At 41.5% G+C, this 24871-nt stretch carries 22 protein-coding genes; 10 read left to right on the top strand and 12 right to left on the bottom strand.

The genetic code is table 11. The features are described 5' to 3' along the window. Positions 1-273 precede the first annotated feature (273 nt). From nhaA to uvrA, 5 genes are all read right to left on the bottom strand, one after another. Positions 274-1575, bottom strand: a complete 1302-nt coding sequence (gene nhaA, locus L0P88_RS22655) for a Na+/H+ antiporter NhaA (RefSeq protein WP_247132232.1) — start codon at positions 1573-1575, stop codon at positions 274-276. Positions 1576-2170: 595 nt separating this feature from the next. Then, positions 2171-4582 (bottom strand): thiamine pyrophosphate-dependent enzyme, encoded by a 2412-nt coding sequence (locus tag L0P88_RS22650; protein WP_247132230.1) that lies wholly within the window; start codon positions 4580-4582, stop codon positions 2171-2173. Positions 4583-4738: 156 nt separating this feature from the next. Continuing rightward, on the bottom strand, positions 4739-7576 hold the full coding sequence (locus tag L0P88_RS22645; protein WP_247132228.1) for a metalloprotease: 2838 nt from the start codon (positions 7574-7576) through the stop codon (positions 4739-4741). Between the two features lie 14 nt (positions 7577-7590). Continuing rightward, on the bottom strand, positions 7591-8277 hold the full coding sequence (locus L0P88_RS22640) for a TIGR00730 family Rossman fold protein (RefSeq protein WP_158778862.1): 687 nt from the start codon (positions 8275-8277) through the stop codon (positions 7591-7593). A 1-nt stretch (position 8278) separates the two neighbouring features. Further along, positions 8279-11149, bottom strand: a complete 2871-nt coding sequence (gene uvrA / locus L0P88_RS22635) for an excinuclease ABC subunit UvrA (RefSeq protein WP_247134916.1) — start codon at positions 11147-11149, stop codon at positions 8279-8281. A gap of 111 nt (positions 11150-11260) precedes the next feature. Between uvrA and L0P88_RS22630 the strand changes: the two genes are divergently transcribed. The 4 genes from L0P88_RS22630 (at position 11261) to deoD (ending at position 14191) form a co-directional block, all read left to right on the top strand. Next, positions 11261-12139 (top strand): nucleoside hydrolase, encoded by an 879-nt coding sequence (locus tag L0P88_RS22630; protein ID WP_247132226.1) that lies wholly within the window; start codon positions 11261-11263, stop codon positions 12137-12139. A gap of 167 nt (positions 12140-12306) precedes the next feature. Next, positions 12307-12831: a hypothetical protein gene (locus tag L0P88_RS22625; protein WP_247132225.1), complete on the top strand. Its 525-nt coding sequence runs from the start codon at positions 12307-12309 to the stop codon at positions 12829-12831. A gap of 10 nt (positions 12832-12841) precedes the next feature. Then, on the top strand, positions 12842-13483 hold the full coding sequence (deoC, locus tag L0P88_RS22620; RefSeq protein ID WP_247132223.1) for a deoxyribose-phosphate aldolase: 642 nt from the start codon (positions 12842-12844) through the stop codon (positions 13481-13483). A gap of 9 nt (positions 13484-13492) precedes the next feature. Beyond that, positions 13493-14191 (top strand): purine-nucleoside phosphorylase, encoded by a 699-nt coding sequence (gene deoD, locus L0P88_RS22615; RefSeq protein ID WP_247132221.1) that lies wholly within the window; start codon positions 13493-13495, stop codon positions 14189-14191. Positions 14192-14278: 87 nt separating this feature from the next. On the opposite strand, the gene L0P88_RS22610 is transcribed toward deoD, so the two are convergent. The 4 genes from L0P88_RS22610 to L0P88_RS22595 all read right to left on the bottom strand — a co-directional run bounded on the left by L0P88_RS22610 (position 14279) and on the right by L0P88_RS22595 (position 17654). After that, complete coding sequence (locus tag L0P88_RS22610) at positions 14279-15052, bottom strand: DNA alkylation repair protein (RefSeq protein WP_247132219.1); 774 nt, start codon at positions 15050-15052, stop codon at positions 14279-14281. Positions 15053-15152: 100 nt separating this feature from the next. Then, a complete protein-coding gene (locus tag L0P88_RS22605) occupies positions 15153-15959 on the bottom strand; it encodes a TIGR03915 family putative DNA repair protein (RefSeq protein ID WP_247132217.1) in 807 nt (268 codons plus the stop codon). 88 nt (positions 15960-16047) lie between these two features. Further along, entirely contained in the window at positions 16048-16221 is a 174-nt protein-coding gene (locus L0P88_RS22600) for a hypothetical protein (protein ID WP_247132211.1), read from the bottom strand. A gap of 167 nt (positions 16222-16388) precedes the next feature. After that, positions 16389-17654, bottom strand: coding sequence for a putative DNA modification/repair radical SAM protein (locus L0P88_RS22595; protein WP_247132209.1), 1266 nt, complete (start codon positions 17652-17654; stop codon positions 16389-16391). Between the two features lie 100 nt (positions 17655-17754). Between L0P88_RS22595 and L0P88_RS22590 the strand changes: the two genes are divergently transcribed. The 3 genes from L0P88_RS22590 to L0P88_RS22580 all read left to right on the top strand — a co-directional run bounded on the left by L0P88_RS22590 (position 17755) and on the right by L0P88_RS22580 (position 19664). Then, on the top strand, positions 17755-18507 hold the full coding sequence (locus tag L0P88_RS22590; protein ID WP_247132205.1) for an XRE family transcriptional regulator: 753 nt from the start codon (positions 17755-17757) through the stop codon (positions 18505-18507). Between the two features lie 372 nt (positions 18508-18879). Next, positions 18880-19170 carry a DUF1778 domain-containing protein gene (locus L0P88_RS22585; RefSeq protein WP_247132203.1) on the top strand — a complete coding sequence of 97 codons (291 nt, stop codon included), beginning with the start codon at positions 18880-18882 and terminating at the stop codon, positions 19168-19170. Then, positions 19167-19664: a GNAT family N-acetyltransferase gene (locus L0P88_RS22580; protein ID WP_247132201.1), complete on the top strand. Its 498-nt coding sequence runs from the start codon at positions 19167-19169 to the stop codon at positions 19662-19664. The genes L0P88_RS22585 and L0P88_RS22580 overlap by 4 nt, the downstream gene beginning before the upstream one ends. A gap of 681 nt (positions 19665-20345) precedes the next feature. Here L0P88_RS22580 and L0P88_RS22575 read toward each other — a convergent pair. Beyond that, positions 20346-20789, bottom strand: a complete 444-nt coding sequence (locus tag L0P88_RS22575) for a hypothetical protein (protein ID WP_247132200.1) — start codon at positions 20787-20789, stop codon at positions 20346-20348. 142 nt (positions 20790-20931) lie between these two features. On the opposite strand from L0P88_RS22575, the gene L0P88_RS22570 reads away from it, so the two are divergent. Continuing rightward, positions 20932-21798, top strand: coding sequence for a transporter substrate-binding domain-containing protein (locus L0P88_RS22570; protein WP_247132199.1), 867 nt, complete (start codon positions 20932-20934; stop codon positions 21796-21798). Here the strand turns inward: L0P88_RS22570 and rhuM are convergent, their stop codons facing one another. Further along, on the bottom strand, positions 21799-22761 hold the full coding sequence (gene rhuM, locus L0P88_RS22565; protein ID WP_247132198.1) for a RhuM family protein: 963 nt from the start codon (positions 22759-22761) through the stop codon (positions 21799-21801). Between the two features lie 238 nt (positions 22762-22999). Between rhuM and L0P88_RS22560 the strand changes: the two genes are divergently transcribed. Together L0P88_RS22560 and L0P88_RS22555 are read left to right on the top strand one after the other, a co-directional pair. Beyond that, positions 23000-24076 (top strand): AbiH family protein, encoded by a 1077-nt coding sequence (locus tag L0P88_RS22560; protein WP_247132196.1) that lies wholly within the window; start codon positions 23000-23002, stop codon positions 24074-24076. Between the two features lie 79 nt (positions 24077-24155). After that, positions 24156-24317 (top strand): hypothetical protein, encoded by a 162-nt coding sequence (locus tag L0P88_RS22555; RefSeq protein WP_247132195.1) that lies wholly within the window; start codon positions 24156-24158, stop codon positions 24315-24317. 15 nt (positions 24318-24332) lie between these two features. Here the strand turns inward: L0P88_RS22555 and L0P88_RS22550 are convergent, their stop codons facing one another. Beyond that, positions 24333-24851 (bottom strand): DUF3124 domain-containing protein, encoded by a 519-nt coding sequence (locus L0P88_RS22550; protein WP_247132194.1) that lies wholly within the window; start codon positions 24849-24851, stop codon positions 24333-24335. Between the last annotated feature and the right edge of the window lie 20 nt (positions 24852-24871).

The following is a 24871-nucleotide window of genomic DNA, read 5'->3' as shown; positions in this document are numbered from 1 at the left end:
AATGGTGATGGGGAGATTTTTTTATCCCAAACTTGGGTAATTGACCCCTTAGCGCAACCTGGCTGTCCGCGATGTGCATGGGTAGAGACTAAAAGGTATAGCTTTTTATAACTTGGGTTATCCTGGACCATAAGTTACAAACTGGCCGGTAGCGAGAGGTCTAGGGTAAAGTATTCACTATAATAAGCAAAGGGGGAAATCGTTATGTCCTAACCTTATAATTCGCGTGGGTGACGAACTTCTGGGTAAATGAGTTTTGTATGATACTTTAGTTTATTTATTGGAACTCGTTAGTCTCAAAATGGTGTATCCGACCATCGCAGAAGTGATAGACCCAATAATAATTCCAATTTTTGCTGAATTTATATTCACTGAATCTCCGTAAAAGGCCAAATTGCCTATAAAAATTGACATGGTAAATCCAATGCCCGCAATAGCGGAAATTCCTAATATTTGCTTGTAATTGACTCCGGCAGGTAGTTCAATGATTCCAAGCTTGTTTCCGAGATACGAAAAAAGAGCAACCCCAATCATCTTTCCAACAAATAAACTAATGGCAATATTGATCAATAAGGAGAAGTTAAAATCACTGTCCAAACTAATAAAAACCCCTGCATTGGCAAAGGCAAAAATTGGCAGGATAAAATAAGCTATCAAACTGTGCAGTTTGTGTTCCAGATACTGTAAAGGTGAACGAACTTCAAAAGTCAGGTTGTCCAAATTATCTATATAATTTATTTCAGTTTTACTCAACAAATGTTTTTTTCCACTATTTGAAACACTCATTAATTTTTTTGAAATAATACTGAGTTGAACTGAATATAACTTCATATTGATCTTTCTTTTTAATGGAATGGTAAAAGCAAGAAGAACCCCAGCAATTGTAGGATGAACACCGGATTTCAAAAATAGGAACCAAATAATGATTGCCAAAACTATTCCTATGGCAAAAGAATACCTTTTTGTATGGTAAAGAATGGCCAAAAGCGTTATCAGCAGAAGGCCAAATAGAACATAGCTCCAACTTACATTTACACTATAAAATAAGGCAATAACGAGAACGGCCGCTATATCATCTATAATGGCAAAAGCAATTAGAAATACTTTAAGGCTAATTGGAATGCGTTTACCCAATGTGCTTAAAAATGCCAGTGCAAAAGCGATATCGGTAGCCATTGAAATTGCCCAACCTTTTTCTGTTTCGGGGTCTTGATTTAAAACAAAATACAAACCAACAGGCACTATAATACCACCTAATGCAGCAATAAAAGGAAAGATTACCTTTTTTACTTTATTGAGCTCTCCAATAAGTAGTTCCCTTTTTAGTTCCAAACCTATTACAAAGAAATAGATCGACATTAATCCATCATTTATCCAAAGAATCAATGGTTTCTTTAACTCAAAGTTTTGAATAGAAATTCCGATGGTTTGTTTCCATAAACCTTCATAATACCCGCCATAAGGTGAATTTGCCCAGATAAGGGCAATTATGGTTGTTCCAAAAAGCAAGATCCCTGCTAAACTCTCCGCTTTAACAAATTTTTGAAATGGGGTTGTTATAATTCTTTGTATCATTTTAATTTCAGTTGTTTTTTGGTCAGGATTGGTTCAAGTCCTTCGCTATCAATGCTCACTGCTTGTGTCTTGCACAGTAAGGGATAAATATCTTTTGTTTTTTATATTTCATCAATAGGCACAATGGGTTTGCCCCCTTTTTTTAAGTGTTTGTAACCACTTTAACACTATTCCGTTCCAACTTTACTGGGATAAAAACCTTGAAGAACTTTAAATCTATCTGGTTTTCCAATGGATAAATGTTGGGTTTATTAAAGCTACCATGTGGCTCCAGGGCTTTTTGTATGCTTTGGAATATTGAATACCAGCTACAGGTACCATTACCCTCCGATCTCTTGCTTCGTAAGCATTGTCACGTTACATTGGCTTGATGTTTTTTGCAACAAGAATGCTTTGAGTTTTAGTCGGCAAGTATGGATTACTTCAGAAAACAGAAAGGACTTTTAGGGAAATGTAACTCCTGCTCAAGTGCTGGTAGTTCACTGTAAGGCAATAAAGGAGGTGACAGAAGCTATATTGCAAATTGTGATTTTATTTTTGATAACTTTTAAAATCACAAGTCGCGAACTGTGCTGGCCCCAAGGAATGAAATCTTTTATCTCAAACTTGGATAATCATTCGGTTGCGCTTCGTGCATAATGGCATACACCTTTTCAAAAATATCCTCTTCGTTGGGTTTTGAAAAATAATCACCATCCGTGGCATAGGCGGGACGATGCGCTTTGGCGGATAAGGTTTGCGGTGCACTGTCCAGATAGTGATAGGCGCCTTGTTTTTCCACAATTTCCTGCAACAGGTAAGCGGACCCACCTCCGGGAACGTCCTCATCAATGACCAATAACCTATTGGTCTTCTGAATACTTTTTACCACGTCGTGATGAATATCAAAAGGAAGCAGTGATTGGGCATCAATGACTTCAGCATCAATACCAACTTCCAAAAGCTCCTTGGCCACTTTAAGTACCATTCGCAATGTGGAGCCGTAGGACACCAAGGTAATATCGGTTCCTTCCTTAACGGTTTCCACAACACCTATTGGTGTACGGAATTTCCCAAGGTTGGTAGGTTTTGGTTCTTTTAAGCGATATCCATTTAAGCTTTCAATAACCAGGGCAGGCTCATTACCCTGCATAAGGGTATTGTAAAAACCAGCAGCTTTGGTCATGTTTCTTGGAACCAGGATATGCATCCCACGCAACAAATGAACCAATCCACCCATTGGGGACCCGGAGTGCCAGATACCTTCCAATCGATGTCCCCGGGTACGGATAATCAATGGGGCCATTTGCTTACCTACCGTTCGGTAGTGAAGGGTCGCCAGGTCATCGCTCAAGGTTTGAATGGCATAAAGGATGTAGTCCAAATATTGAATTTCCGCAATGGGCCTTAATCCCCGAAGGGCCATTCCGATGCCCTGTCCGACAATGGTGGTCTCCCGTATTCCAGTATCTGCGATGCGTAATTTTCCATATTTGTTTTGCAAACCTTCCAGTCCTTGGTTTACGTCCCCAATATTTCCGGTATCCTCCCCAAAAACAAGGGCTTTGGGATATTTTTCAAAAAGTTTGTCGAAATTGTCCCTGAGGATGATTCTTCCATCAACTGTTTCCCCATTTTCTGCGTAAACGGGTTTGACTTCGGGTATTTTGGTGGCATTGCTTGGGAGTTCACTATAAAGATGTGAACTGTATTTTGGTTGTGTTTTCGTAAGGTAACCATTTACCCAGGCCTGCAGTGCTTTTTTGGATTCGTTTTCCTCCCCAATGACATATCGCAAAGACTTTCTAGCATGGGAAACCAAATCCCTTTTAATAGGTTCATCTATGGCAATGAGATCATTTTTGACCTTATTGATAAACGATTTATTGGGGCTGAAAGCTGCCAGGTTTTCCAAAAGCCCTATAACCCTCCTTTTCTCGGTAAGATTGGGGGATAGGAACTCGGCCCATGCTTCCTTCTTGGCATTTCTTACCTCCTGTTTACAGGACTTCTCAATATTCTTTAAGGTCTCCTCTCCGGCGATGTTGTTTTGGATAATCCATTCCCGGAACCGTTTATTGCAGTCATTTTCGCGTTCCCATTCAAGGCGCTCGGCACTTTTATATCGTTCGTGGGAGCCCGAAGTTGAATGCCCCTGGGGTTGGGTAAGCTCGGTTACGTGTATTAATACGGGGATATGGGATTCCCTTGCACTATCCGATGCATTTTCATAGGCATGTATCAATGCCGTATAATCCCAACCAGGTACTTTTATAAGTTCAAACCCATTTTTTGTATCGGTTTTTTGGAATCCACTCAATGCTTCGGAAATATCACTTTTTATGGTATGGAACTCCTGGGGTACGGATATCCCATATTCATCGTCCCAAATACTGATGACCATGGGTACCTGCATAACTCCTGCAGCGTTTAAGGTCTCAAAAAAGTGCCCTTCACTGGTACTGGCATTTCCTATGGTTCCCCAAGCAACTTCATTCCCGTTATTGGAGAAATTGGTTGGGTCAATTTCCGGAACCTCCCTATATATTTTGGAGGCTTGGGCCAAACCTAATAAACGGGGCATCTGTCCAGCGGTACAGGAGATGTCCGCACTACTGTTCTTTTGTTTGGTCAAATCCTTCCATGTCCCATCTTCGTTAAGACTGTGTGTCACAAAATGTCCTCCCATTTGGCGACCGGCACTCATGGGATCTTTGTTCAAATCCGTAGTGGCATACAATCCATGAAAGAATTCTTTTGGCCCCAAATAGCCCAAAGCCATCATAAATGTTTGGTCCCTGTAATAACCACTTCTAAAATCACCGTCCCTAAAAGCCCTGGCCATTGCCAACTGTGGCAACTCCTTACCATCTCCAAAAATCCCAAATTTTGCCTTTCCGGTCAAAACCTCCCTACGGCCCAGGAGACTGCATTCCCTACTCACAACGGCAATCCTGTAATCATTTAAGATTTGATCTTTAAAATCCTCAAACGAAATGTCATTGCTTGTTTTAGGGTCAGTTTTCATCTAGTTAGGAATTTGGTGCAAAAATATCAAAAAGAGCGCTTTTAAAAAAACGACTTTTGTCATATTTTATTCTTAAAATAGCAAAAAATGGCGCTTTAAAAGAAGAAAATAACAATTAAAGCTTCCTTTGTGAAGGAAATATTGTTGATTTCGCAATTAAAACCATCGTCTTGTAAACAGTCCCGTTAGTATTCTTGGACTTACCGTAACTACAAATCGGATACGTTCCCCATAATTGGGCTGTGCAATTTCGTAACCGTTGTTGGAATAAATGGGAAAATACAGTTCAAAAAAGTCCGTTACCAAATTCAAACGCACCCCATAGCCATACTTGAATCTTGCCCGTTCATCCTGATCCTTTATACCTCCAATGTCCCCATATAACTCCAGCCATTGCCAAAGGTTAAAGCTAAGATTCCCCGTAAGTATCCAATCATTGCCAAAACGATCGTCAAAAATGGATTTGAATCCCCCTTCCGCCAAAATGAATTGCTGACTGGTAAAGCCTGTGGCATTTTGAGATCTGTTGAGATAGGGTAGGTCAAATAAATAATCCGTTGGACGATCTAGGGCAAAACTAAAAAAATCAGAGTTCGAATTGTTGGTAATGAATTTTCCGGCATAGAGTCGTAAATTCAATTGGCGATTATTGTCGAACAGGGTACGTTGTTCCCATTCAAAGGACACTTTTGAAAAATCCCCTGCTACCTGAGCATCAACAATCCATGAACGAAACCGGAGAATATTGTTGTCGATATCTCCGTAACGTAGGTTAAAGACCGTAAAATCGGGTTCGGTATCGATTTGGTCAATAATGTTTTCGTCAATGTTCCGAAATACATTTCGCACCCTAAAAAACATAAATTGCCTCCGATTGGAAATAAAATCCTCAGGACGCCAAACAAAGTTTATGGAAGGGGTAATGGTGGTAAATCGGGATCTTTCATCAAAAAAAGAAGTTCCGCCACTAAGGGAATAACTGATGAAATTCAACTTTCCCTCATTGAAAAACTGCCGCTTGGTAAGGTTTGCACTACCGACTATGGATCTTTCTTTTGTGGCATACCTCGGCTTAATGTCAAAAGAGAAAGGTCTTAAGATAAAAGGCCTGTTGTTTAAACTAACCCCGGCAGACAGGCCATCGTTGACATTAAATTTAAATTCGGGCACGTAAAACAATTGGTTGTAATAGGGGTTTTCGGTGTCCTTAAAAAAACGGAACTGTAATTTTTTATTGCTGGAAAAAAAACCGTTGAGACTCTTCCAGTTATTGTCCTGGTTTACCTCAGGAATTTTTTTGTCGTAATTCAGCACCAACCGGTTTTCACCGTTGTTGGGAACCGTAAAACTACTGGTGGTGTCGATGCCCGTAAACCAGTATTTTGAAACGATGGAATCTTTTTGGAGTCCAAAAAGTGATATGGGGACCTTACTGCCCGTTTTATTTTTAATGGTGAAGGAAATGGAATCCTCCGTTTTTGATACTTTTTTGATTTTAAAGTCAATATTATTACGGAGGGCGACATACTCATCAAAAAACCAGTTGATATCTTTTTCCGATCTCTTTTTAAGGATACGTTCCATGTCCAATGCATTGACATGTGGCTTTAGTTTAAATTCCTCAAAAAACTCGGTAATACTGTTGTCCACATGTTCATAACCTATATATTCACCAAGATAGGCCAAACCGAGCCCGGCCTTATAGCGGTTGGCAATCTTCTGGTTCCAGCGTGTTAGGGAATCGTTGGGGGTAGAGAGCGGCTGATGATCATTTCGTCTTACAGACGTCATTTGCAAAAGGTAATATTGCTCATTAAAATGCATTTGGGCCAGATTGTAGGAACGAAAGCCCCATACCTTGGATAGTTTTCCGGTAAACTTTTGATCGGGATAATATTCATCAACGTACTTGATCATGAGGTAATTGACAATTCCATCATGAACCCATCGCTCCTTGCGCTCATCCAAAAACAAGGTCTCTTCCACAAAATTGTACAAAGCCGTTTTGAGGAATTTCATCTCAAATTGGAACTGCTCACGATAGGGCCTTATAAAACTGGGCAATAGTCCCAATCCATATAAGGGGTTTCTGGCATAATCCACTTCGGCCACCAATAGGTTCTTATGGGGATAGTGCCCCAAATTCCTTTCGATAAAGTTTGCCACCCTATCAATGGAGATGCCCTGTGAGGTCTTATCGTATTTTGAAGCTTCTATATCGGTAGTTACCGTTAGGAAGGATGTGGCATGGGTTGTAAACCGCTTTTCCGGTGTAAGCACAATCTGGCAATTCTTTCGATTTTTTGCCGTGAGATAGGCATGGTTGCTTATAGAAATATTGGTAAGCGTGACCACTTCATAATTGGTGGCCAGATGTAATCCCTTTGGAAAATTTAATCGTATTTCCGTATCGGTAATTTCGGTATTCAGGTCATTCAAGTCCTTATTGGCATAGAGTTTCCACTCTTTATCAAAAACTGCTGGGGTAAGGTACCAATCCCGTAAATAATATCCCCCCATATAGCCATGGCCATAATCGGTATAGCGGCTACTGGGCAAATCCACATCATAGGTAAAAAACAAATCGATTGATGCCCCTGGCTCCAGGGTTTCGGCAAGGGTCACCCTAATAATTTCCCTTTCCTCGGTTCTTTCCCATTCCAATCCCCGGTAGTCCTTATCAACTATACTCGTGATTTCCGTGAAGCCCCTGTTCTTATCCTTGGCCAGGTGAAGACTCCTATTGAACTCTTCGCCAAACCTTTTGGCAAGCGCTGTTTTTTTGCTGGAATACGAATGGTTCCAATCATTGAAATACAAAACATTCAATCCTGTCTGGGATTGGTTGGTATAGGAAAACTGTTGACTGATGGTAATGGTGTGGTCCTCTCCCCGTAAAGTGGCCGTGACCCTATTTTTATGCTGGGCATGTCCTGGTAAACCATACAGGACAATCGCTAAAAACAAGGTGTAATGGACAAAGGGAACTTTCAAGAGCGCTTACGGGTTTAAAAATTGGGACTTAAGGTATTGCCCTTGTAAAAGGCATCTATAATTTCAACCACTTCATCTTCCGTATCCACAAGCCGAATCAGATCCATGTCGTGGGCGCTAATGTTTCCTGCTTCCAGCATGGTACTTTTAATCCAGTCCAGCAGGCCACTCCAGAATTCGGTACCAACCAAAATGATGGGAAAAGTGTGTATTTTGTTGGTTTGGATCAATGTCATCGCCTCAAAAAGCTCATCCAAAGTCCCAAAACCACCTGGCATGACCACAAAACCTTGACTGTACTTCACAAACATTACCTTTCGGACAAAGAAATAGTCAAAATCCAAACTTTTATCGGAATCAATAAAGGGATTATCATGTTGTTCAAAAGGAAGATCGATGTTTAGGCCCACAGAAGTTCCCCCGGCCATATTCGCTCCCTTATTACCTGCTTCCATGATACCCGGACCACCTCCGGTGATAACGCCGTATCCCGATTCTGCAATACGCCTGGCTACATTCACTGCCAGTTCATAGTAGGTATCGCCAGGGCGTATCCTTGCTGAACCAAAAATGGACACGCAGGGACCTATGAGGCTCATCCGTTCAAACCCATTGACAAATTCACCCATTATCTTAAAAATGGCCCACGAATCATTGGTTTTGATTTCGTTCCAGCCTTTATGGTGCTGTTCTTTTCTCATACTATTCTGTATAAACGGCTTTGGCTATTTTTTTATTGGAGTTTTCCAATTCTTTCTTCAAAAATTGGGCAGTGTAACCCTTTCCATTTTTAATTACCTGTTCCGGTGTTCCTTTGGCAACGACCATACCACCGCCACGTCCTCCTTCGTAACCAATATCAATAATATGGTCCATCATTTTAATGACATCCATATTGTGTTCTATGACAAGGACGGTATTGCCTTTGTCGACCAACTTATTCAATACTTCCATCAAAACACGGATGTCCTCAAAATGCAGGCCTGTAGTAGGTTCGTCCAAAATGTAAAAGGTATTGCCCGTATCCCTTTTGGACAGTTCCGTGGCCAGTTTTACGCGCTGGGCCTCCCCACCGGACAATGTGGTGGATTGCTGTCCCAATGAAATATAGCCCAGACCTACATCCTTAATGGTCTTTAGTTTTCGATGGATTTTAGGAATGTTTTCAAAAAAATCCACGGCTTCGTCAATCGTCATTTCCAAAACATCGGCAATGGACTTGCCTTTGTAACGAATCTCCAGGGTTTCCCGATTAAAACGCTTGCCGTTGCAAGTTTCACATTCCACATAAACATCGGGGAGGAAATTCATTTCAATGATTTTCAATCCACCACCCTGGCAGGTTTCACATCGTCCTCCTTGGACATTAAAGCTGAACCGTCCTGGTTTGTATCCCCTAATGGTGGCCTCAGTGGTCTTTGAAAACAAGGAGCGTATTTCACTAAATACACCCGTATAGGTAGCTGGATTGGAACGCGGTGTACGTCCTATGGGGGATTGGTTGATATCGATTACCTTATCGATATGTTCCAGGCCGGTAATCTTTTTGTAGGGCATGGGTTTTTTAACACCATTAAAATAATGGGCGTTCATGATTGGATAGAGCGTCTCATTGATCAAGGTGGATTTTCCACTGCCGGAGACCCCGGTCACACCAATCATTTTGCCCAAGGGAAAATCAACACTTATATTCTTTAAGTTGTTTCCCGTACAACCTGAAAGGGTAATCTTTTTACCGGTCCCTTTCCTGCGTTTTGACGGTACTTCAATTTCCCTTTCCCCAGTAATATAATCCGCTGTTAGGGTATGATGGGAGGTCAATTCCTCGGGTGGGCCTTCCGAAATGATTTCGCCACCGTGTTTTCCGGCTTTAGGCCCAATGTCAATTACATGGTCCGCAGCTTCTATCATATCCCGGTCATGTTCTACAACGATAACCGAATTGCCAATATTTCTGAGCGACTGCAAGCTCTGGATCAAACGTGCGTTGTCCCTTTGGTGCAGTCCAATACTGGGTTCATCCAAGATGTAAAGTACCCCAACCAATTGGGAGCCGATCTGCGTGGCCAAACGGATGCGTTGCGCCTCTCCTCCGGATAGGGTTTTGGAACCCCGATTCAAGGAGAGGTAATCCAAACCTACATCGAGCAGAAATCCAATCCTGGCGTTAATTTCCTTGACTATTTCCTCGGCGATTTTCTTTTGGTTACCTTCCAATGTATTGTTCAGGGTATTGAAGAAGGCAGCCAATTCGGCAATATCCATCTGCGCCAATTCTGCAATATTCTTGCCCTGGATTTTAAAGTAGAGGGATTCTTTGCGCAATCTTGAGCCTTCGCAACTGGGGCAACAGATCTTGTCCATATATTCCTTTGCCCATCGTTTTATTGAAGTGGAATTGGCCTCTTCAAACTGATTTTTTATAAAATTGGAAATACCCTCGTAATCAATACTGTATTCCCTTCTCACCCCCAGTGTTTTGGAATTCACGGAAAAACTTTCCTTACCACCATTGAGAATGACGTCCATGGCTTCGGCAGGAATTTTTTCAATGGGTGTTTCCAGGTCAAAACCATAACGTTGGCCAATGGTTTCCAACTGTTTAAAGGCCCAGGAGCGTTTGTATTCCCCCAATGGGGCGATACCGCCGGCTTTTATGGACAGTTTTTTATTGGGAAATATTTTTTCCTCGTTCACTTCATATACATGGCCGAGTCCATTGCATTCAGGGCACATTCCCTTTGGGGAGTTGAAGGAGAACGTGTTGGGTTCCGGTGTGGGGTAGGAGATACCCGTACTGGGACACATCAAATCCCTACTAAAATAACGTGGCTCGGATTCCCCCTCTTCCAGGATCATAAGTACGTTATTGCCACTGTACATGGCCGTATTTATGGTTTCGGTCAAGCGCTTGTCCAACTCTTCACCTGCTGTGATCTTCAGTCGATCAATAACAATTTCGATATCGTGCGTTTTATAGCGGTCCACCTTCAACCCCTTGACAATATCCAGGATTTCCCCATCCACTCTGGCCTTAACAAAACCCTGCTTGCCGATTTGCTCAAAAAGCTCGCGATAATGCCCTTTACGGGATTTGATTACCGGTGCCAGGACATTGATTTTTTTGCCCTCGTATGCCTGTACGATCAACTGCTTTATCTGTTCATCACTATAGCTGACCATTTTTTCACCCGTATTGTAGCTATAGGCGTCACTTGCGCGGGCAAAAAGAAGGCGAAGAAAATCGTACACCTCGGTAATGGTCCCTACGGTGGAACGGGGTGATTTTGAAGTAGTCTTTTGCTCAATGGCAATTACGGGGGAGAGTCCATCAATTTTGTCCACATCCGGGCGTTCCAATCCCCCTAAGAATTGTCTGGCATAGGCCGAAAACGTTTCGATGTAACGGCGTTGTCCTTCGGCATAAATGGTGTCAAAGGCCAAGGAAGATTTTCCGCTACCGGAAAGTCCGGTAATGACCACCAACTTTTCACGGGGTATGGTGACATCGATATTTTTGAGGTTGTGCACGCGAGCGCCCTTAACCTCGATGTTTTCCTCGTAATTTATCATTGAGTCACAGCAAAGCTGCAAAAATACGGTTTTGGGAACTAAAAAAGAAGTAGGGTTATGTTGTGGTTTTGTAAATGTTTTCAGGTATTTTTAGGAAAATACACCTAATTCATGCGATACCCCGTTCTTTTTTTTGTGCTGTTGGGAATGCTTTTTGGGCATGCGCAAAAACGGCAGGTCATTGTAGATGCCGATACGGGCAATGAAGTCGACGATCTGTACGCCCTTGTCAGAATTTTACTGGAGCCCAAGGTTGAAGTTACGGCCTTAAATGCTGCCCACTGGCAAACCAGCCATTGGGCCGAACCGCGTTCCATGGAGAACAGTCATCGATTGAATCAGCAACTATTGGGCGAATTGGGATTGGAGGTAAAAACCCTTCGCGGCGCAATGGCACGTATGTACGATTGGGGGGATCGTGCCCAACATTCTGCGGCCGCCTACGAAATCATAAAACAGGCCAAGGCAAATGAACAAATTACCATTCTGGCTTTGGGCGCATTGACCAATGTCGCCTCCGCTGTGTTAATTGAACCCGAAATTGCCAAAAAACTGAATGTATATTGGTTGGGAACAACAATGGATTTTAATTCCGGAGTCTTAAAACGAAATGATTTCAACCCCATGATGGATCCATTTGCTTTGGATTATCTATTGGATTCAGAGGTTAAGCTTTCCATTATGCCCGTAAGTGTGGCCGTTGCCATGGAAATTGCATATAAAGATCTTTCCAGGGAAATTGGAAACTATGATATAGGGCGGTTTTTACTAAAACGTTGGGACGGACATTTGGACGGTTCCCGAAAAAGTAGGGTATTGTGGGATTTGGCATTGGTCGCGGCATACATCAATCCCAATTTTGCTGAAACAGAACGTATTACCACTTCCCGTGATAGTGGTAAACGTCCAATTACCTTTTACAAAAGCATTGATGCCAATGCGATTTACCAAGATTTTTACACTACCCTGTTGTCTTTTGAAAAGGAGTAGGGTATTTTTGAGCCGAAGAATCGAACACTAATGTCAGTTCGAGTAATTCCGACCCGATAGCTATCGGGATTGGAATTGTATCGGGAACAAATATGGTAAATCTATTCTCGATACCATTTGCGCTCCGCAAAGCACTCGAATTGAAGGTTTTTATCAAAACGTATGCTATGAAACTATTGGGCATAGGCTCTCGTATAGACCATCCAGAATATGGAAAAGGGGTGGTCACCAATGTATCCTCCCAACATTATTGGGTCACGTTTATCGAAAATGGATTGGAGACCCTAGATTTGGATGCCGATTTTGAAGTTATTGAACGATCCGACGATGATGTAGACACCGTAAGCCTTTTTGACGTGGAAAGCTCCTTGGTATCCATCCTAAAAAAGTGGGGCGACACCCATGAGCGAGTGGCCATTGCGGATAAATGGAGAGGGGGGAAACTCATCTTGGAACCCGGGGATAATGTGGCGAACAAGGAAATGCCCATCGACACCTTTTTTCATAAAATTGTTATGGTGCGGGACCGGCTGCGGGTCATGGAGCAAAAAATCAACAGCAGTAAAAATCTGGACGATCAGGAAAAGGTGGATTTGCAACAATACGTCACCCGAATTTATGGGTCCTTGACGAGTTTTAATGTGCTCTTCAAAAATAAAAGTGATCAGTTTGTAGGGGAACGAACCAAATAATTGACCGTTAATGGATTTAGCACCATATATTGACCATACCCTTTTAAAACCTCAAGCTACCGAGGGCGATATTAAAAAACTGTGTCAAGAGGCCATTGTCTATGAGTTTAAGGCCGTTTGTGTAAATGGCTGTTATGTGGAATTGGCGGTAGACCAACTGCAGGGGCAGGCCACCCAAATAGCAACGGTCATTGGGTTTCCTTTGGGAGCCATGACCACGGAGGCAAAAATCTTTGAAGCAAAAGATGCCGTGAATAAGGGCGCGGACGAAGTGGATATGGTCCTCAATGTTGGCTGGTTAAAGTCCGGAAGGGATGCCAACGTACAGCATGAAATCGCCCAAATTAAGCAAGGGATAAGGGAGAAGGTATTGAAGGTCATTCTGGAGACCTGTTATCTGACCGATGATGAAAAGAAAAGGGCCTGCCACCTTGCGGTAACTGCAGGTGCCGATTTTGTAAAAACATCCACAGGTTTTGGTTCCGGCGGGGCCACTTTGGACGATGTTCGGTTAATGAAATCCATTGTGGGCGATAAAGCCCTAATAAAAGCGTCCGGAGGCATTCGGGATAGATCGGCTGCCCTGCAATATATTGAACTGGGTGTTTCCCGAATCGGAACTTCCTCAGGACCCATTTTGGTCAAAACCTAAATAACCGCTATGTCCGTACATCTTGAAGCCAAAGACGGGGAAATTGCCCCAACAGTATTGTTACCTGGAGATCCGTTGCGTGCCAAATGGATTGCAGAGACCTTTTTGGAAGCGGTCTTTTGCTACAATCAAGTTCGCGGTATGTTGGGCTATACGGGAACTTATAAAGGAAAAAAGGTATCCGTACAGGGCGGTGGAATGGGGATTCCCTCCACCTTGGTGTATTGCAATGAACTCGTCAAAGAGTATGGGGTAAAGCAGATTATTCGTGTAGGCTCCGCAGGTTCCTATCAAGCGGATGTACAGCTCAATGATATTGTAGTGGCCATGGCGGCCTCCACGGACTCCAATGTGAATGCTTCCCGATTTCCCCATGCCAATTATGCGCCAACAGCCAGTTTTGAACTGTTTCAAAAGGCCATTCGCTATGCTACGGAACGGAATATTCCTATAAAAGCGGGGAATATCTTGTCCTCGGATATTTTTTATGACGACAACCCCGACTATTACAAAAAATGGGCAGATTATGGTATACTCTGCGTGGAAATGGAAACGGCCGGTATCTACACCCTGGCCGCTAAATACGGCATAGAAGCATTGACCCTATTGACCATTTCGGATTCTTTGGTGACCAAGGAACAATTAAGTCATAAGGAACGCGAGGCTTCGTTTAAAGTGATGGCCGAACTGGCCTTATCCTTACTTTAATGTTCGTCATGTGTAAACGGTTGACCTCCCAATTCCCTGGATAGAAACTTTCAATACTGCTTAGGCACGGGAAGGACATTCGATTTTCTACTGTGCCACAATCTTAACTGCCCAATCCGCATTGGCCTTCACCAAATTCCGTAGGGCATGTTTTATAATCCATTTCCGTTCTTTGGAGGCGTTGGGCACCCAACTTTCAATCAGTGTTTTTCCAACTTCAGTATTGTCCTTTAAAACATCATTGATGCAATTGGCCACAGACTTTTGCACATATTTACTGGGGTCGTCTTTAAGGTTTTCCAAAATGGGGAGAATGGACGAGGGGTCCTGGATAAATTGGTCCAATTTTGCTGCCCAGGGCAATCGCGGACGTACCCCTTCACTGGCCAATCGCCGGACATGTTTGTTGGGGTCCTTTGCCCATTGCTCCAGAAGACTTAGGGTTTTTTCAGGATGCTTTTCCAGAAAGGGACGAATGGTGTATTCCCCGGTATTGCGTTTGGTAATTTCATAAATGGCGTGCATGGAAACATCAAAATCGACCAAACCATATTTCTCAACATATTTGGCAATGGGCATCACCCAGTAAAACTCCTTGAACATGCCCGTTTCCTTTTCATTTTCCGGTCCAAGAATGGCAACTAGTTTTGAAATTGCCTCTTGATAATCAAAGGGCAGATGCTGGTACAACGCATCAGCGATATACTCGACGCGACCTTTGAGTTCCAGATCATCCAGTTCCTGGGTAGCGATATGGACAAAAGCATCTTTGTCAAATTGAACTCCATTGCTTAGCAGTTTATCGGCCAATAGTACTGCCAAGTCCCGGTCAAACCATAATTTGAGTTGTTTGTAAGCCACTTTTTAGATTGCTTGTTTTTTCCTCACCCTTCGACTGTGCTCAGGGAACGCTAATTTACTTTCATAAAGTTCACATACAATAATGGAAGCACCGAAAAATCTAGACAGCCTTTTTCTCAGAGAGGTACTTCCAATAGCGTTTAGGGATATGTTGCGTATGTAATTTTCTATTGATTCGCGATTTAATGTGGGTACTTTTAAAATAATTGTTCCAAAGGTCTTGATATTCGTATTCCCCATCCGTAAAGGCCTTGCTCTTTCGGGTACGGTTAAAATGGATTTTGTCCAGGTTCAGGGAAACGATTTCTACCCCTTCCAAATCATAAAAAATCCCATAACGTCGCTTTACATCATAAATCAACCATTGCTGGTCGGCATACCGATTTCGAAAATGTTTGGATATTAGTGGTAATACATCAAAGTCCGGTTCTATATTGGCAAAATAAATAGTGTCCTTGGTCAACTGAAAACGGACAAAGGCTTCCATACGATGTTTTTCGCGTCCCACTTTTCTGGCCAACTGTGAAATGTACAGAACGGTTCCATCGGAAAAATCGGCCTGTTTTCCCTTCTGGGCCATCAATTTTTTGATGTATTCAAAAAGAAGCCGTTCCACGCCTTCGGTTTCACTTAAAAAGGCAAAGTAAATGTTGCTAATGGCATTATAGCTTTTGGCACGGACCCCATTCCACACCCGCTTGGCCTTATCCACATTGGTAAAGATGGTTTCGTTCTCTGAAAACAGTCCATTTTGGGCCTGACCGTTCTTTTGAATGTCCGCCACGTTTAATTTTTCTTCAAAGGCAATGAAAACAGCGGTAAGAAAGCCGTTGAAGCTCCCGTCGTAAATGAGTGTGGTTTTTTTGTCGTTCCCGTGTAGGCGGGAATCCATTGTTGCGTTTTTCATGATATTTTGTTTTTTGATGTTATCATTTCGGTGTGTCGCCACAATCCTGTTGAAGAGAAGGCAAAAACCTGGATTTCCCGTATCCGTTTCAACTGCGCTCTATGTGACATTCGAAATGATTTATATTATTTTGCATGATTCTTTTTAGCGTTCGCAGCGACTTTTTCGCCCTACTTCGAAATCTGACATACGTATAGCCCATGTCCAAAATGGCCTGGCGCTTGCGTTCCAAATAGTCCGTTTTCCTTAGTGTTCTCTCCATGGTATTCTCATTTTTGACTTTCCGTGTCAGTTCGAGTGGTTCCAACTTGTTGGAATTGTATCGAGAACAGGCGGGCATATGTTTCAAAAATTCTATCCTCCATACTATTTTCTGAGTTTCACTGCGCTCAACTCCAATAAAATCACTCGAATTGACGAATTTTCCAATCATTGGTTAAACAATGACAATTGTTGACCGTACTGATTTCTGAACTTCCCGGAGGAGTTTTGCAAAATCAGTCCTTTAACTTTATCCGCATCCAAATCGCGGCGTTCCCAATGGCGGGAATCACACACCATAAAATACTTAGCGCGGTTGAGGGCCACCCCCATTTTTTTGAGATGGTCCCAGTTCAATTTTCGAAATCGTCTCGCACTCAAAATCTTCCCAACGGATTGCATCCCCAACCCTGGTACCCGTGCCAGCATTCGCTTGTCCCCCTTATTGATGTCCACGGGAAAATGATGTAAATTCCGCAAGGCCCAGGAAAGCTTGGGATCCACATCCACATCCAAATTGGGATGGGCATCGTTCAATAGTTCATTTACGGCAAACCCATAAAAGCGCAACAACCAATCCGTTTGATACAATCTATTCTCCCTAAGCATCGGTACTTTGGCCGTTAGGGAAGGCAAACGACTATCTTCCAAGACCGGGACATAACCGGAATAATAGACCCGTTTCATACTGTAGGTCTTATAATAATAGGTAGCGGAATACATGATGTCCTTATCGCTCTCCCCAGTTGCACCTACGATCATTTGTGTGCTTTGCCCTGCGGGGGCATATTTTGGGGTACTTCGGATAAGCTTTCGTTCATTATGGTACCGGACAATTTCATTTTTCACTTTGCGCATGGGTTTGGTAAAGTCTTGATGCTCCTTTTCCGGTGCCAATAGTTTAAGGCCGGAAATGGTGGGGATTTCTATGTTGACCGACAATCGGTCCGCATACAACCCGGCCTCGTACATCAATTCGTCACTACATCCCGGAATGGACTTTAAATGGATGTAACCATTAAAATTCTCCTCTTCCCTCAATTTTTTGGCCACACGGACCAAACGTTCCATGGTATGGTCGGGACTTTTAAAGATTCCGGAGCTTAAAAAAAGCCCCTCGATATAGTTTCTACGATAGAAGTTGATGGTCAAATCCACTACTTCCTGAATCCTAAAACCGGCCCTTTTGATGTCGTTGCTCCTGCGGGACACGCAATAGGCACAATCATAAATGCAATGATTGGTCAGCAATATTTTTAAAAGGGAAACACAACGGCCATCTTCTGTATAACTATGGCAGATTCCCATGCGGGTAGCGTTGCCCAGACCTTTGTTCTTGTTGATCCTGGTACTTCCGCTACTGGCGCAGGAAACATCATATTTGGCAGCATCCGCCAAAATGTTCAGTTTCTCCTTAATACGTTCAAAGTTCATCTACTTGGAAATATTCCAATCAAAAGTATGGAAATATTCCTAAATATGGAAATAGTCCAAAAATATTTTTGGAAATATTCCAAATACACTATATTTGGGTATGGAAAATGAATTGACACTTAAAAGGTTTTCTGAAATACGAAGGGATTTGGGCTATACCCAGGCAGAATTTGCCAAGCTATTGGGGGTTTCCAATACCACTGCGGATATTGAACGGGGAAAGACCAAATTGTCCGGTAAGGTGGTTTCGGAATTGTTGCGACAGTTTAAAATAAATCCGTTGTGGTTGTTTGGGGAGAGTGATGCCAAACATCTGGATACTGCCAAAACCAGTGTCATCCCCAAAGTAGTGACCGTAGACAGCCAGGACAATGATAACATGGTTTTGGTCAACGCCAAAGCTGCGGCGGGGTATCCCCAAAACATTGCGGACACCAGTTGGTACAAACAATTACCCGCTTTTGACCTCCCCATTCCAGAGTTTCGTAATGCCACCTATCGAGGTTTTCAGGTGGAAGGGGACAGTATGCTCCCCAATCTGTATCCCAATGATTGGGTGATGGCCCGTGCCATAGAACATATAGATCATGTAAGTCCCAATAAAATGTACGTGGTGGTGCTTCAGGATTCCGTTATGGTCAAAAAAATTGAAAAACGACCGAACTCCAATAACATTACCCTGATATCCACCAATGAAAATTATCCACCGTATGACATCAAACCCTTTCAAATCCAAGAGATTTGGGAAGTCAGTAGTAAACTCACCTTTGATTTGAATCCCACAAGCAACCATGGCCTGCTCAAACAATTGCAGGAATCGATGGAAGAATTAAAGAGACAACTTAAAAACTAGTGGAAGTATCCGAAATGGCTTTGCTAAAGGCTTCTCAATTTGAGCGGTTCTTGAGGCGGGCCCATAAAAACGGTATCGAGAAATAGCACTTTTACCATCATAAGCTTGTTCCCGATACTTGCCCGTACCGAACGGCACCTGTCCGAAAGGCAAGGTGGGCGTTAGGATAGGTTGTTTCTTTTTTAGCTCTGCTGTGCAACGTTGAAGCATCAAGAAAAAAAGAAAAGTAACTTACTTCTTAACGCTTCGGTTATAAATAATTCTGGTACATACAATTGATTGGAAGAAAGGGAGATATAAATTTGTACGGAAAAAAAGCGTACAAAATGTTGCTTGGTACGGAAACTGTACGTACATTTGAAAAAAATAATCATGGGAACAGAAGCGATTAACGAAGAGAAAGCCAGATTTGATACCAGACTACCTAAGAAGCAGAAAATCTTTTTTGAAAGGGCTGCTAGGTTAGGAGGCTTTCGCAGTTTAACCGATTTTGTTATATCCGCTACCCAGGAAAAAGCAAAGTCAATTGTTAGTGATTGGGAAAGAGTCCTTGAAAGTCAAAGGGACAGCGAAATTTTCTTTGATGCCATTGTAAATGCAGAAAAGCCCAATAAAAGTTTGATTGAAGCTGCTAAACAATACAATGAAGCGGTTTCTGAATGATTTTTCTAACAGAGAGTTTAGATAGTTCCCATATCAAAAAAGAGTTTTCTTGTGGAAAAGAGATGCTCGACAATTATATTCAAAAACAAGCAGGTCAAGATGTTAAGAGAAAATTATCGGCTTGCTTTGTTTTTGTTGAGGAAGACAAAATAGTGCAAGGATATTTCACCCTATCCAATAATAGTATCCCTCTTGAACAGGTCCCCGAAAGCTTTAAGAAAAAACTTCCCAAATCATATACTTCAATTCCAACAAGTTTACTTGGCAGATTAGCTGTTGACACCAAATTCAAAGGAAAAGGTCTTGGAAAGAAACTTCTAATAGAAGCATTAAAAAGAAGTTATTTGGTTTCAAAAGAGATTGGCTCATTTGCGGTAATTGTGGACCCAATTGATGAAGATGCGGACAGCTTTTACACAAAATATGGTTTTATAAAACTTCCAGATAGCGGTAAAATGTTTTTATCAATGAAAACTATTCAACAACTGTTTTAATGTTGAACTCATTTAGACTTTTTCAAATGGCTAAATGGGTTCATTGATAAGCTCAATATATTGGGGTAAGCAAGTGCTTAGAAATTTATGCTCTTTTGCCAACGCTACCATCTGGCCCGTTTTTTGAAAAGTCTACTAGACTTTCCAAAAAATCGTCCTAAGCTTTTGAGGCAAACTTGCGGGCCTGACTGCCGCGGGCAAGGAATTTCCAGAAAAAATCTTTCCTGGATTTTCCAGTTTACGAGAATTACGAAAAAGGACGAAAGGCTAGCCTTTTTTGGTCTGGGCCAAGCGGCTGGGAATGGTGTATAAAAGAAAATGCAAAGGCATTTGCCTTTATGAAGGCCATAAGCGTTGGCGCGCGGCAACACGCCCGAACGCCTATCTTGCCTTTTGGGCAGGTGCTGTTCGATACGGATGGGTTTTGATGCTTCGACTACGCCCAGCACAGGCGCCACGGCTAATTATAGGACAAATGGGAAACAGCCCGTGCGCAGCACACCGCTTAGACCTGTCTGTATCCGGTAGGCAGGCCTTTCTTATGGGAAAAATTCGAATGGACGGTTTTTACCTGCTTCCATTTAAAACGTATCACGGATGGTGGTATGGAAAAAGCAGGTAATACAGGTAAAAATGATTTTAACCGAAAGTCCTAACGTTCCTGTACTACCTGCCTGGATTTTACCAAATTCCTTGGTTATAGCCGTTGACCCAAAATGGTTTTAAATATTCATCCCTAAATTCCGCATTATGGCCGTCCCAATGTAGTTCTTTGGCAACGTAATGGTTATGGGGAAGATGCTCTATGGAGAAAACAATAAGGCTAACGACATGTCCTTCTACACCATCAGTCCAGATGGAGGTGGCCCAAACCGGTCCTAAATGGACATGTACTTCTTGTTCTTCATCGGTTAAGACCAAAAGATGAAGTTCCGTTTCGGATTTTCCATAGGTAAAATCACAAGAAGCTTCATAAACACTACTCACTACACCGTTCAATTCGATCAATTCTATTGGAATTGGATCATCATCAAACCCTATTTCCTTTTCAAAACCCTTTTGTGCATACATAATACAGCAAGTCAGTAAGGCAATTGCAATCAGTGATTTAGTTCTAGCTACCATATTGATTATATTTAAATCGGGTACGAAACTATGGGGAACTTCTTTTATTAACAATGATATAGGTCATTGTACCCCAAATTGTTCAAAATTTTTATGGGTGACGACGAATCGATGTATTTAAATTGAAATACCAGTCAAGCGTATGACCAAACCATTACTTCTGTTCTTTATGACCATTCAGTTTTTAATGGGACAGGCCTCCAAGGATACCTTAGTGGTGGCCTACGCACCCGCAGCGCCATTTATCATTCAGGAAGATGGCTTGTTGGAGGGAATAAATGTTTGGCTTTGGAGGCAGGTGGCGAACGACCTGGAACTGGAATACAAGCTGAAGCAAATGAATTTCTCCGACATGTTGGATGCCCTAAAACGCGGCGATGTGGATGTGTCCATCAATCCCTTGACCATTACGGGCCATAGAAGTAAGGATATGGAATTTACGCATTCGTTTTTTGCCTCACATTCTTCGGTTGCCGTGGCACAAGAATCCTCTTTTCAAAAACTGCGACAGTTTATTGCTTCGTTCTTTAAGTTGAATTTCCTAAAAGGGTTTTTGCTACTGCTCGTTATTCTACTTTTCTTTGGTACGGTTGCATGGTTTTTTGAACGCAGGGGAAATCCAGAGTTCCGTAAAAACCATAAAGGGGTTTGGGACGGACTATGGTGGTCCGCCGTAACCCTGACCACTGTAGGGTATGGCGATAAATCCCCAAGGACCAGAGGGGGCAAAATTGCAGCAATGGGGCTAATGCTCAGTGGATTGCTCTTTGTTTCCGGGTTAACGGCAAGTATTGCCTCCAGTCTCACGGTCGATCAACTTGCGAACAGCAATGATAGTTTTAATGCATTTAAAGAACGAAAGGTAGGCACTATAAAAGGTTCCGAGGCCAGGGATTTTTTAAAAGTCCATTTTTTTAAGGATGTTGAAGAGTTTGAAGGGGTTGTCCCCGGTCTAAAAGCCTTAAAGAACCATCAATTGGATGCTTTTTTTGAGCTTTCTAAGCCTTAATCATCTATTTCGATTTAAAACACTAATTACCAATTGTTTTACCGTTTCCATTTCCTCTGGCTTGCTCGAGGCAATAAAAAGAGTTAAGCTTGCCAGTGTATCATTACTTATTATGGGTTTTCCTTTTCGGGAAACAAGCATATTGTTTGCACTAAGAAACTTGAGGAAGCAGGCTGCAGCAATACGCTTATTACCATCTATAAAAGAATGGTTTTTGGTAATCAGATAGAGTAAGGTTGCAGCTTTTCCCTCTATTGTAGGATAGAAATCCTTTGTTCCAAAACCTTTTTCAATCTGCGCTAATGAGCTTTGAAAATTTTTGTCCTTTTCCTTCCCGAATACATCTGAATCAAACTCCTTACGCATTTGCTCCACGAGCTTTTGATATTCTCCCAAGCTCGGGTAAGTGGTCTTCTTTTTCGTCAGTCCTTTCTTGTCTAAACTCTCATGATCATAATCATCAAGTAGTTCTAAGCCTTTGGCAAATTGTCTTAACCACTCATTGTTATCATTTGACTTTTCTTCTATTGCTCTTCCTAGTATTGAAATCCCGTTTTTAAGTATTTGAATTTCTTCTTCTTTTTGAGCCAACCGTTTTTCATTTATAACGTAGCCCTTGACCAAATATTCCTTTAAAACACTATTGGCCCAAATTCTGAATTGAGTACCTCGTTTTGAGTTTACACGGTAACCAACGGATATTATTGCATCAAGATTATAAAATAGTACGTTACGCCTTACTTGTCTGTTTCCCTCTTTTTGAACCACCGAGTATTTCTCGGTAGTTGCTTTTTTATCCAATTCTTTAGAAGAAAAAATATTCTTTAAATGCAGACCTATGGTATCACTATCCCTATCAAACAACTCAGCCATTTGTTTTTGATTTAACCAAATGGTATCATCATACAGTCGAATTTCTATACTTGGCTTGTCATCATATAATATAATCTCTCCCTTGTTCATTAAGGCTTAAATTAATAACTACTATTAAAAATAAAAACTACTGAAATTTTTGGCTCAAAAGAAATCCTTTTTTTAAACAGTTGAACAAATAGTGAGTGATATTGCCATAACTGGGGCCACGTAAACTTTAAGTTTCGTAAAAAATAGGCTTAGGTTCGTAAAATCTGAGGTTGTCCAAACATAATTAAAGTGAGATATTTATTACAAGTAAAAAAATATGTATACCCAAAACATCATCATGATTATTGGCAATGGTTTTGACCTTGCCCACGATTTAAAAACCCGTTTTTCAGATTTTGCAGATCACTTAATAGAAAATGAAATTGTACTTGGTCTTGAAAATATTGTTAGGAATGCAGAGAAAAGTAATGGTTTATTCAAACGAGATTTCATAGATCAAATTTTAAAAAAAACTGTTAGTGAGGTTGACCTCGACAATTATATGGATGTGATTTGGTGGGAGATTTTACAGAATAGACCTGAAAAAGTAGTACAATATCTAAAAGAAAAACCATCAGAAATCCAACAGTTTATAAGCAATTCCTTACTTGGAAAACTATATGATAGCCAATATCTAAACTGGTTCGATATTGAAAACGCCTATTTCTCTGAGCTAGTTAGTTTTAAAAATGAGGCAATAAAGAAGGGAATTAAGTTTGATACAACCAATTTGAAAAAGCTAAACGAGGAGTTTGCTGAGATAAAAACTCTATTGTCCAAATACCTTAACTCTATAGAAATAACCAAATCCCCCAATGTCCAGTCTTTTTTCGAAAAACATTTGGTCAATGTAAAAAACGTTTACATCGTTAATTTCAACTATACCAATACCATTGAACCTTATTTGGAAAGTTTTGGAAATGGTTTGAAATATAAATTAAACTATATGCATGGTTCATTAGCGGATGATGATATTATTTTCGGATATGGGAATGACAAGAATTCAGACTATGAAGAAATTAAGGAATTGGAAATCGACGAATTTCTTACCTATTTCAAGACCTTTGAATATCAAAGAGACTCGAATTACAACCAAATTTATGAATCCGCTTTGGAAAGTTTTAATGTCTACCAAATATTAGTGTTGGGGCATTCTTTGGGCACTACAGATAAAACATTACTGGCTGAGTTATTCAACTCTAATAGATGCAATAGAGTTCACCTTTTTAAACGAAAGGACCTAGAGGGCGATCCGGAAAAGGTATCTCAAGAATTCATAAAAAGGAATTACGCTGCAAGTAGGATTTTTGTGAATGAAGAAAAACTAAGAAGGAAACTAACCAATTTTAAAGATAGTTCATTCTTTCCGGAATAGAATTGTTTTTATTCATGCCTTTATTTATGACGAACCCATCCTGCAATATCGAATTAAGAAAGATGCCGACTTAAAGCAATTGGAACTATTACCCCTGAAGTTTGATGTGCAGTTTTATGCCTTTGGAATCAAAAAGGACGCCGTAGTATTGGAACAGGCCATTTCACAACGGATATTGGAAATTGCGGAGACCCAGGAATGGGAGATCATCCTATCCGAGTTTGGACTGACTGAACTATGATCCACCTCCAAAGACTCATCTAATACGATGTCCCGTAGTGGCAAAGGAAAGCCCTTGTTGCCCTTTGGTAGAAATCATTATGGCTTCAAACAACGGTTCAATACCGCCCTTGGGAATTGCCCAATCGAAAACAAAATTAGCTCCGGTGCCACCACTTTCATCAGTCTCTTCAATGATGATGTTTATGGTCTCCAAAGGTTTTAATGCAATGGGCTGTGGTACGTAGTCCAGGATCTTTTTTCCACTGGTATCAAAATATTCTGCCCTGTAAATGTATATTGGATTGGATTCATCCAGGTTCCTTAAACTGATCGTTGCCGTTAAGCTGTGTTTTAATTGCTCGGAATAACTGTATACATCGGAGTATACGGAAAGATAACTGCTGCCTTTTTCAAGGGAAGCTTCGGAATTGATTTTTGCAGCGTGCTTTGAAAGATCAACCCCTTTGGGCGGTTCATTTTTAGGATTGCACGCCCCTAAAAAACATAGCGAAAGCATCCCAAGTGCAAAAACAATTCCATGACCTTTTAGCATAGGATGAAGTTAACGGTTTC

The sequence above is a fragment of the Muricauda sp. SCSIO 64092 genome (assembly GCF_023016285.1).
In the GTDB taxonomy this organism is placed as follows: domain Bacteria; phylum Bacteroidota; class Bacteroidia; order Flavobacteriales; family Flavobacteriaceae; genus Croceivirga.
Note: the sequence above shows the minus strand (reverse complement) of the source record. Positions and strands in the feature narration are given on the sequence as shown.

What these genes read in the sequence shown, in the direction of transcription:
- nhaA (WP_247132232.1), bottom strand. Translation starts at nt 1,575, where the DNA reads ATGATACAAAGAATTATAACAACCCCATTTCAAAAATTTGTTAAAGCG.
- L0P88_RS22650 (WP_247132230.1), bottom strand. Translation starts at nt 4,582, where the DNA reads ATGAAAACTGACCCTAAAACAAGCAATGACATTTCGTTTGAGGATTTT.
- L0P88_RS22640 (WP_158778862.1), bottom strand. Translation starts at nt 8,277, where the DNA reads ATGAGAAAAGAACAGCACCATAAAGGCTGGAACGAAATCAAAACCAAT.
- uvrA (WP_247134916.1), bottom strand. Translation starts at nt 11,149, where the DNA reads ATGATAAATTACGAGGAAAACATCGAGGTTAAGGGCGCTCGCGTGCAC.
- L0P88_RS22630 (WP_247132226.1), top strand. Translation starts at nt 11,261, where the DNA reads ATGCGATACCCCGTTCTTTTTTTTGTGCTGTTGGGAATGCTTTTTGGG.
- L0P88_RS22625 (WP_247132225.1), top strand. Translation starts at nt 12,307, where the DNA reads ATGAAACTATTGGGCATAGGCTCTCGTATAGACCATCCAGAATATGGA.
- deoC (WP_247132223.1), top strand. Translation starts at nt 12,842, where the DNA reads ATGGATTTAGCACCATATATTGACCATACCCTTTTAAAACCTCAAGCT.
- deoD (WP_247132221.1), top strand. Translation starts at nt 13,493, where the DNA reads ATGTCCGTACATCTTGAAGCCAAAGACGGGGAAATTGCCCCAACAGTA.
- L0P88_RS22605 (WP_247132217.1), bottom strand. Translation starts at nt 15,959, where the DNA reads ATGAAAAACGCAACAATGGATTCCCGCCTACACGGGAACGACAAAAAA.
- L0P88_RS22600 (WP_247132211.1), bottom strand. Translation starts at nt 16,221, where the DNA reads ATGGAGAGAACACTAAGGAAAACGGACTATTTGGAACGCAAGCGCCAG.
- L0P88_RS22595 (WP_247132209.1), bottom strand. Translation starts at nt 17,654, where the DNA reads ATGAACTTTGAACGTATTAAGGAGAAACTGAACATTTTGGCGGATGCT.
- L0P88_RS22590 (WP_247132205.1), top strand. Translation starts at nt 17,755, where the DNA reads ATGGAAAATGAATTGACACTTAAAAGGTTTTCTGAAATACGAAGGGAT.
- L0P88_RS22585 (WP_247132203.1), top strand. Translation starts at nt 18,880, where the DNA reads ATGGGAACAGAAGCGATTAACGAAGAGAAAGCCAGATTTGATACCAGA.
- L0P88_RS22580 (WP_247132201.1), top strand. Translation starts at nt 19,167, where the DNA reads ATGATTTTTCTAACAGAGAGTTTAGATAGTTCCCATATCAAAAAAGAG.
- L0P88_RS22575 (WP_247132200.1), bottom strand. Translation starts at nt 20,789, where the DNA reads ATGGTAGCTAGAACTAAATCACTGATTGCAATTGCCTTACTGACTTGC.
- L0P88_RS22570 (WP_247132199.1), top strand. Translation starts at nt 20,932, where the DNA reads ATGACCAAACCATTACTTCTGTTCTTTATGACCATTCAGTTTTTAATG.
- rhuM (WP_247132198.1), bottom strand. Translation starts at nt 22,761, where the DNA reads ATGAACAAGGGAGAGATTATATTATATGATGACAAGCCAAGTATAGAA.
- L0P88_RS22560 (WP_247132196.1), top strand. Translation starts at nt 23,000, where the DNA reads ATGATTATTGGCAATGGTTTTGACCTTGCCCACGATTTAAAAACCCGT.
- L0P88_RS22550 (WP_247132194.1), bottom strand. Translation starts at nt 24,851, where the DNA reads ATGCTAAAAGGTCATGGAATTGTTTTTGCACTTGGGATGCTTTCGCTA.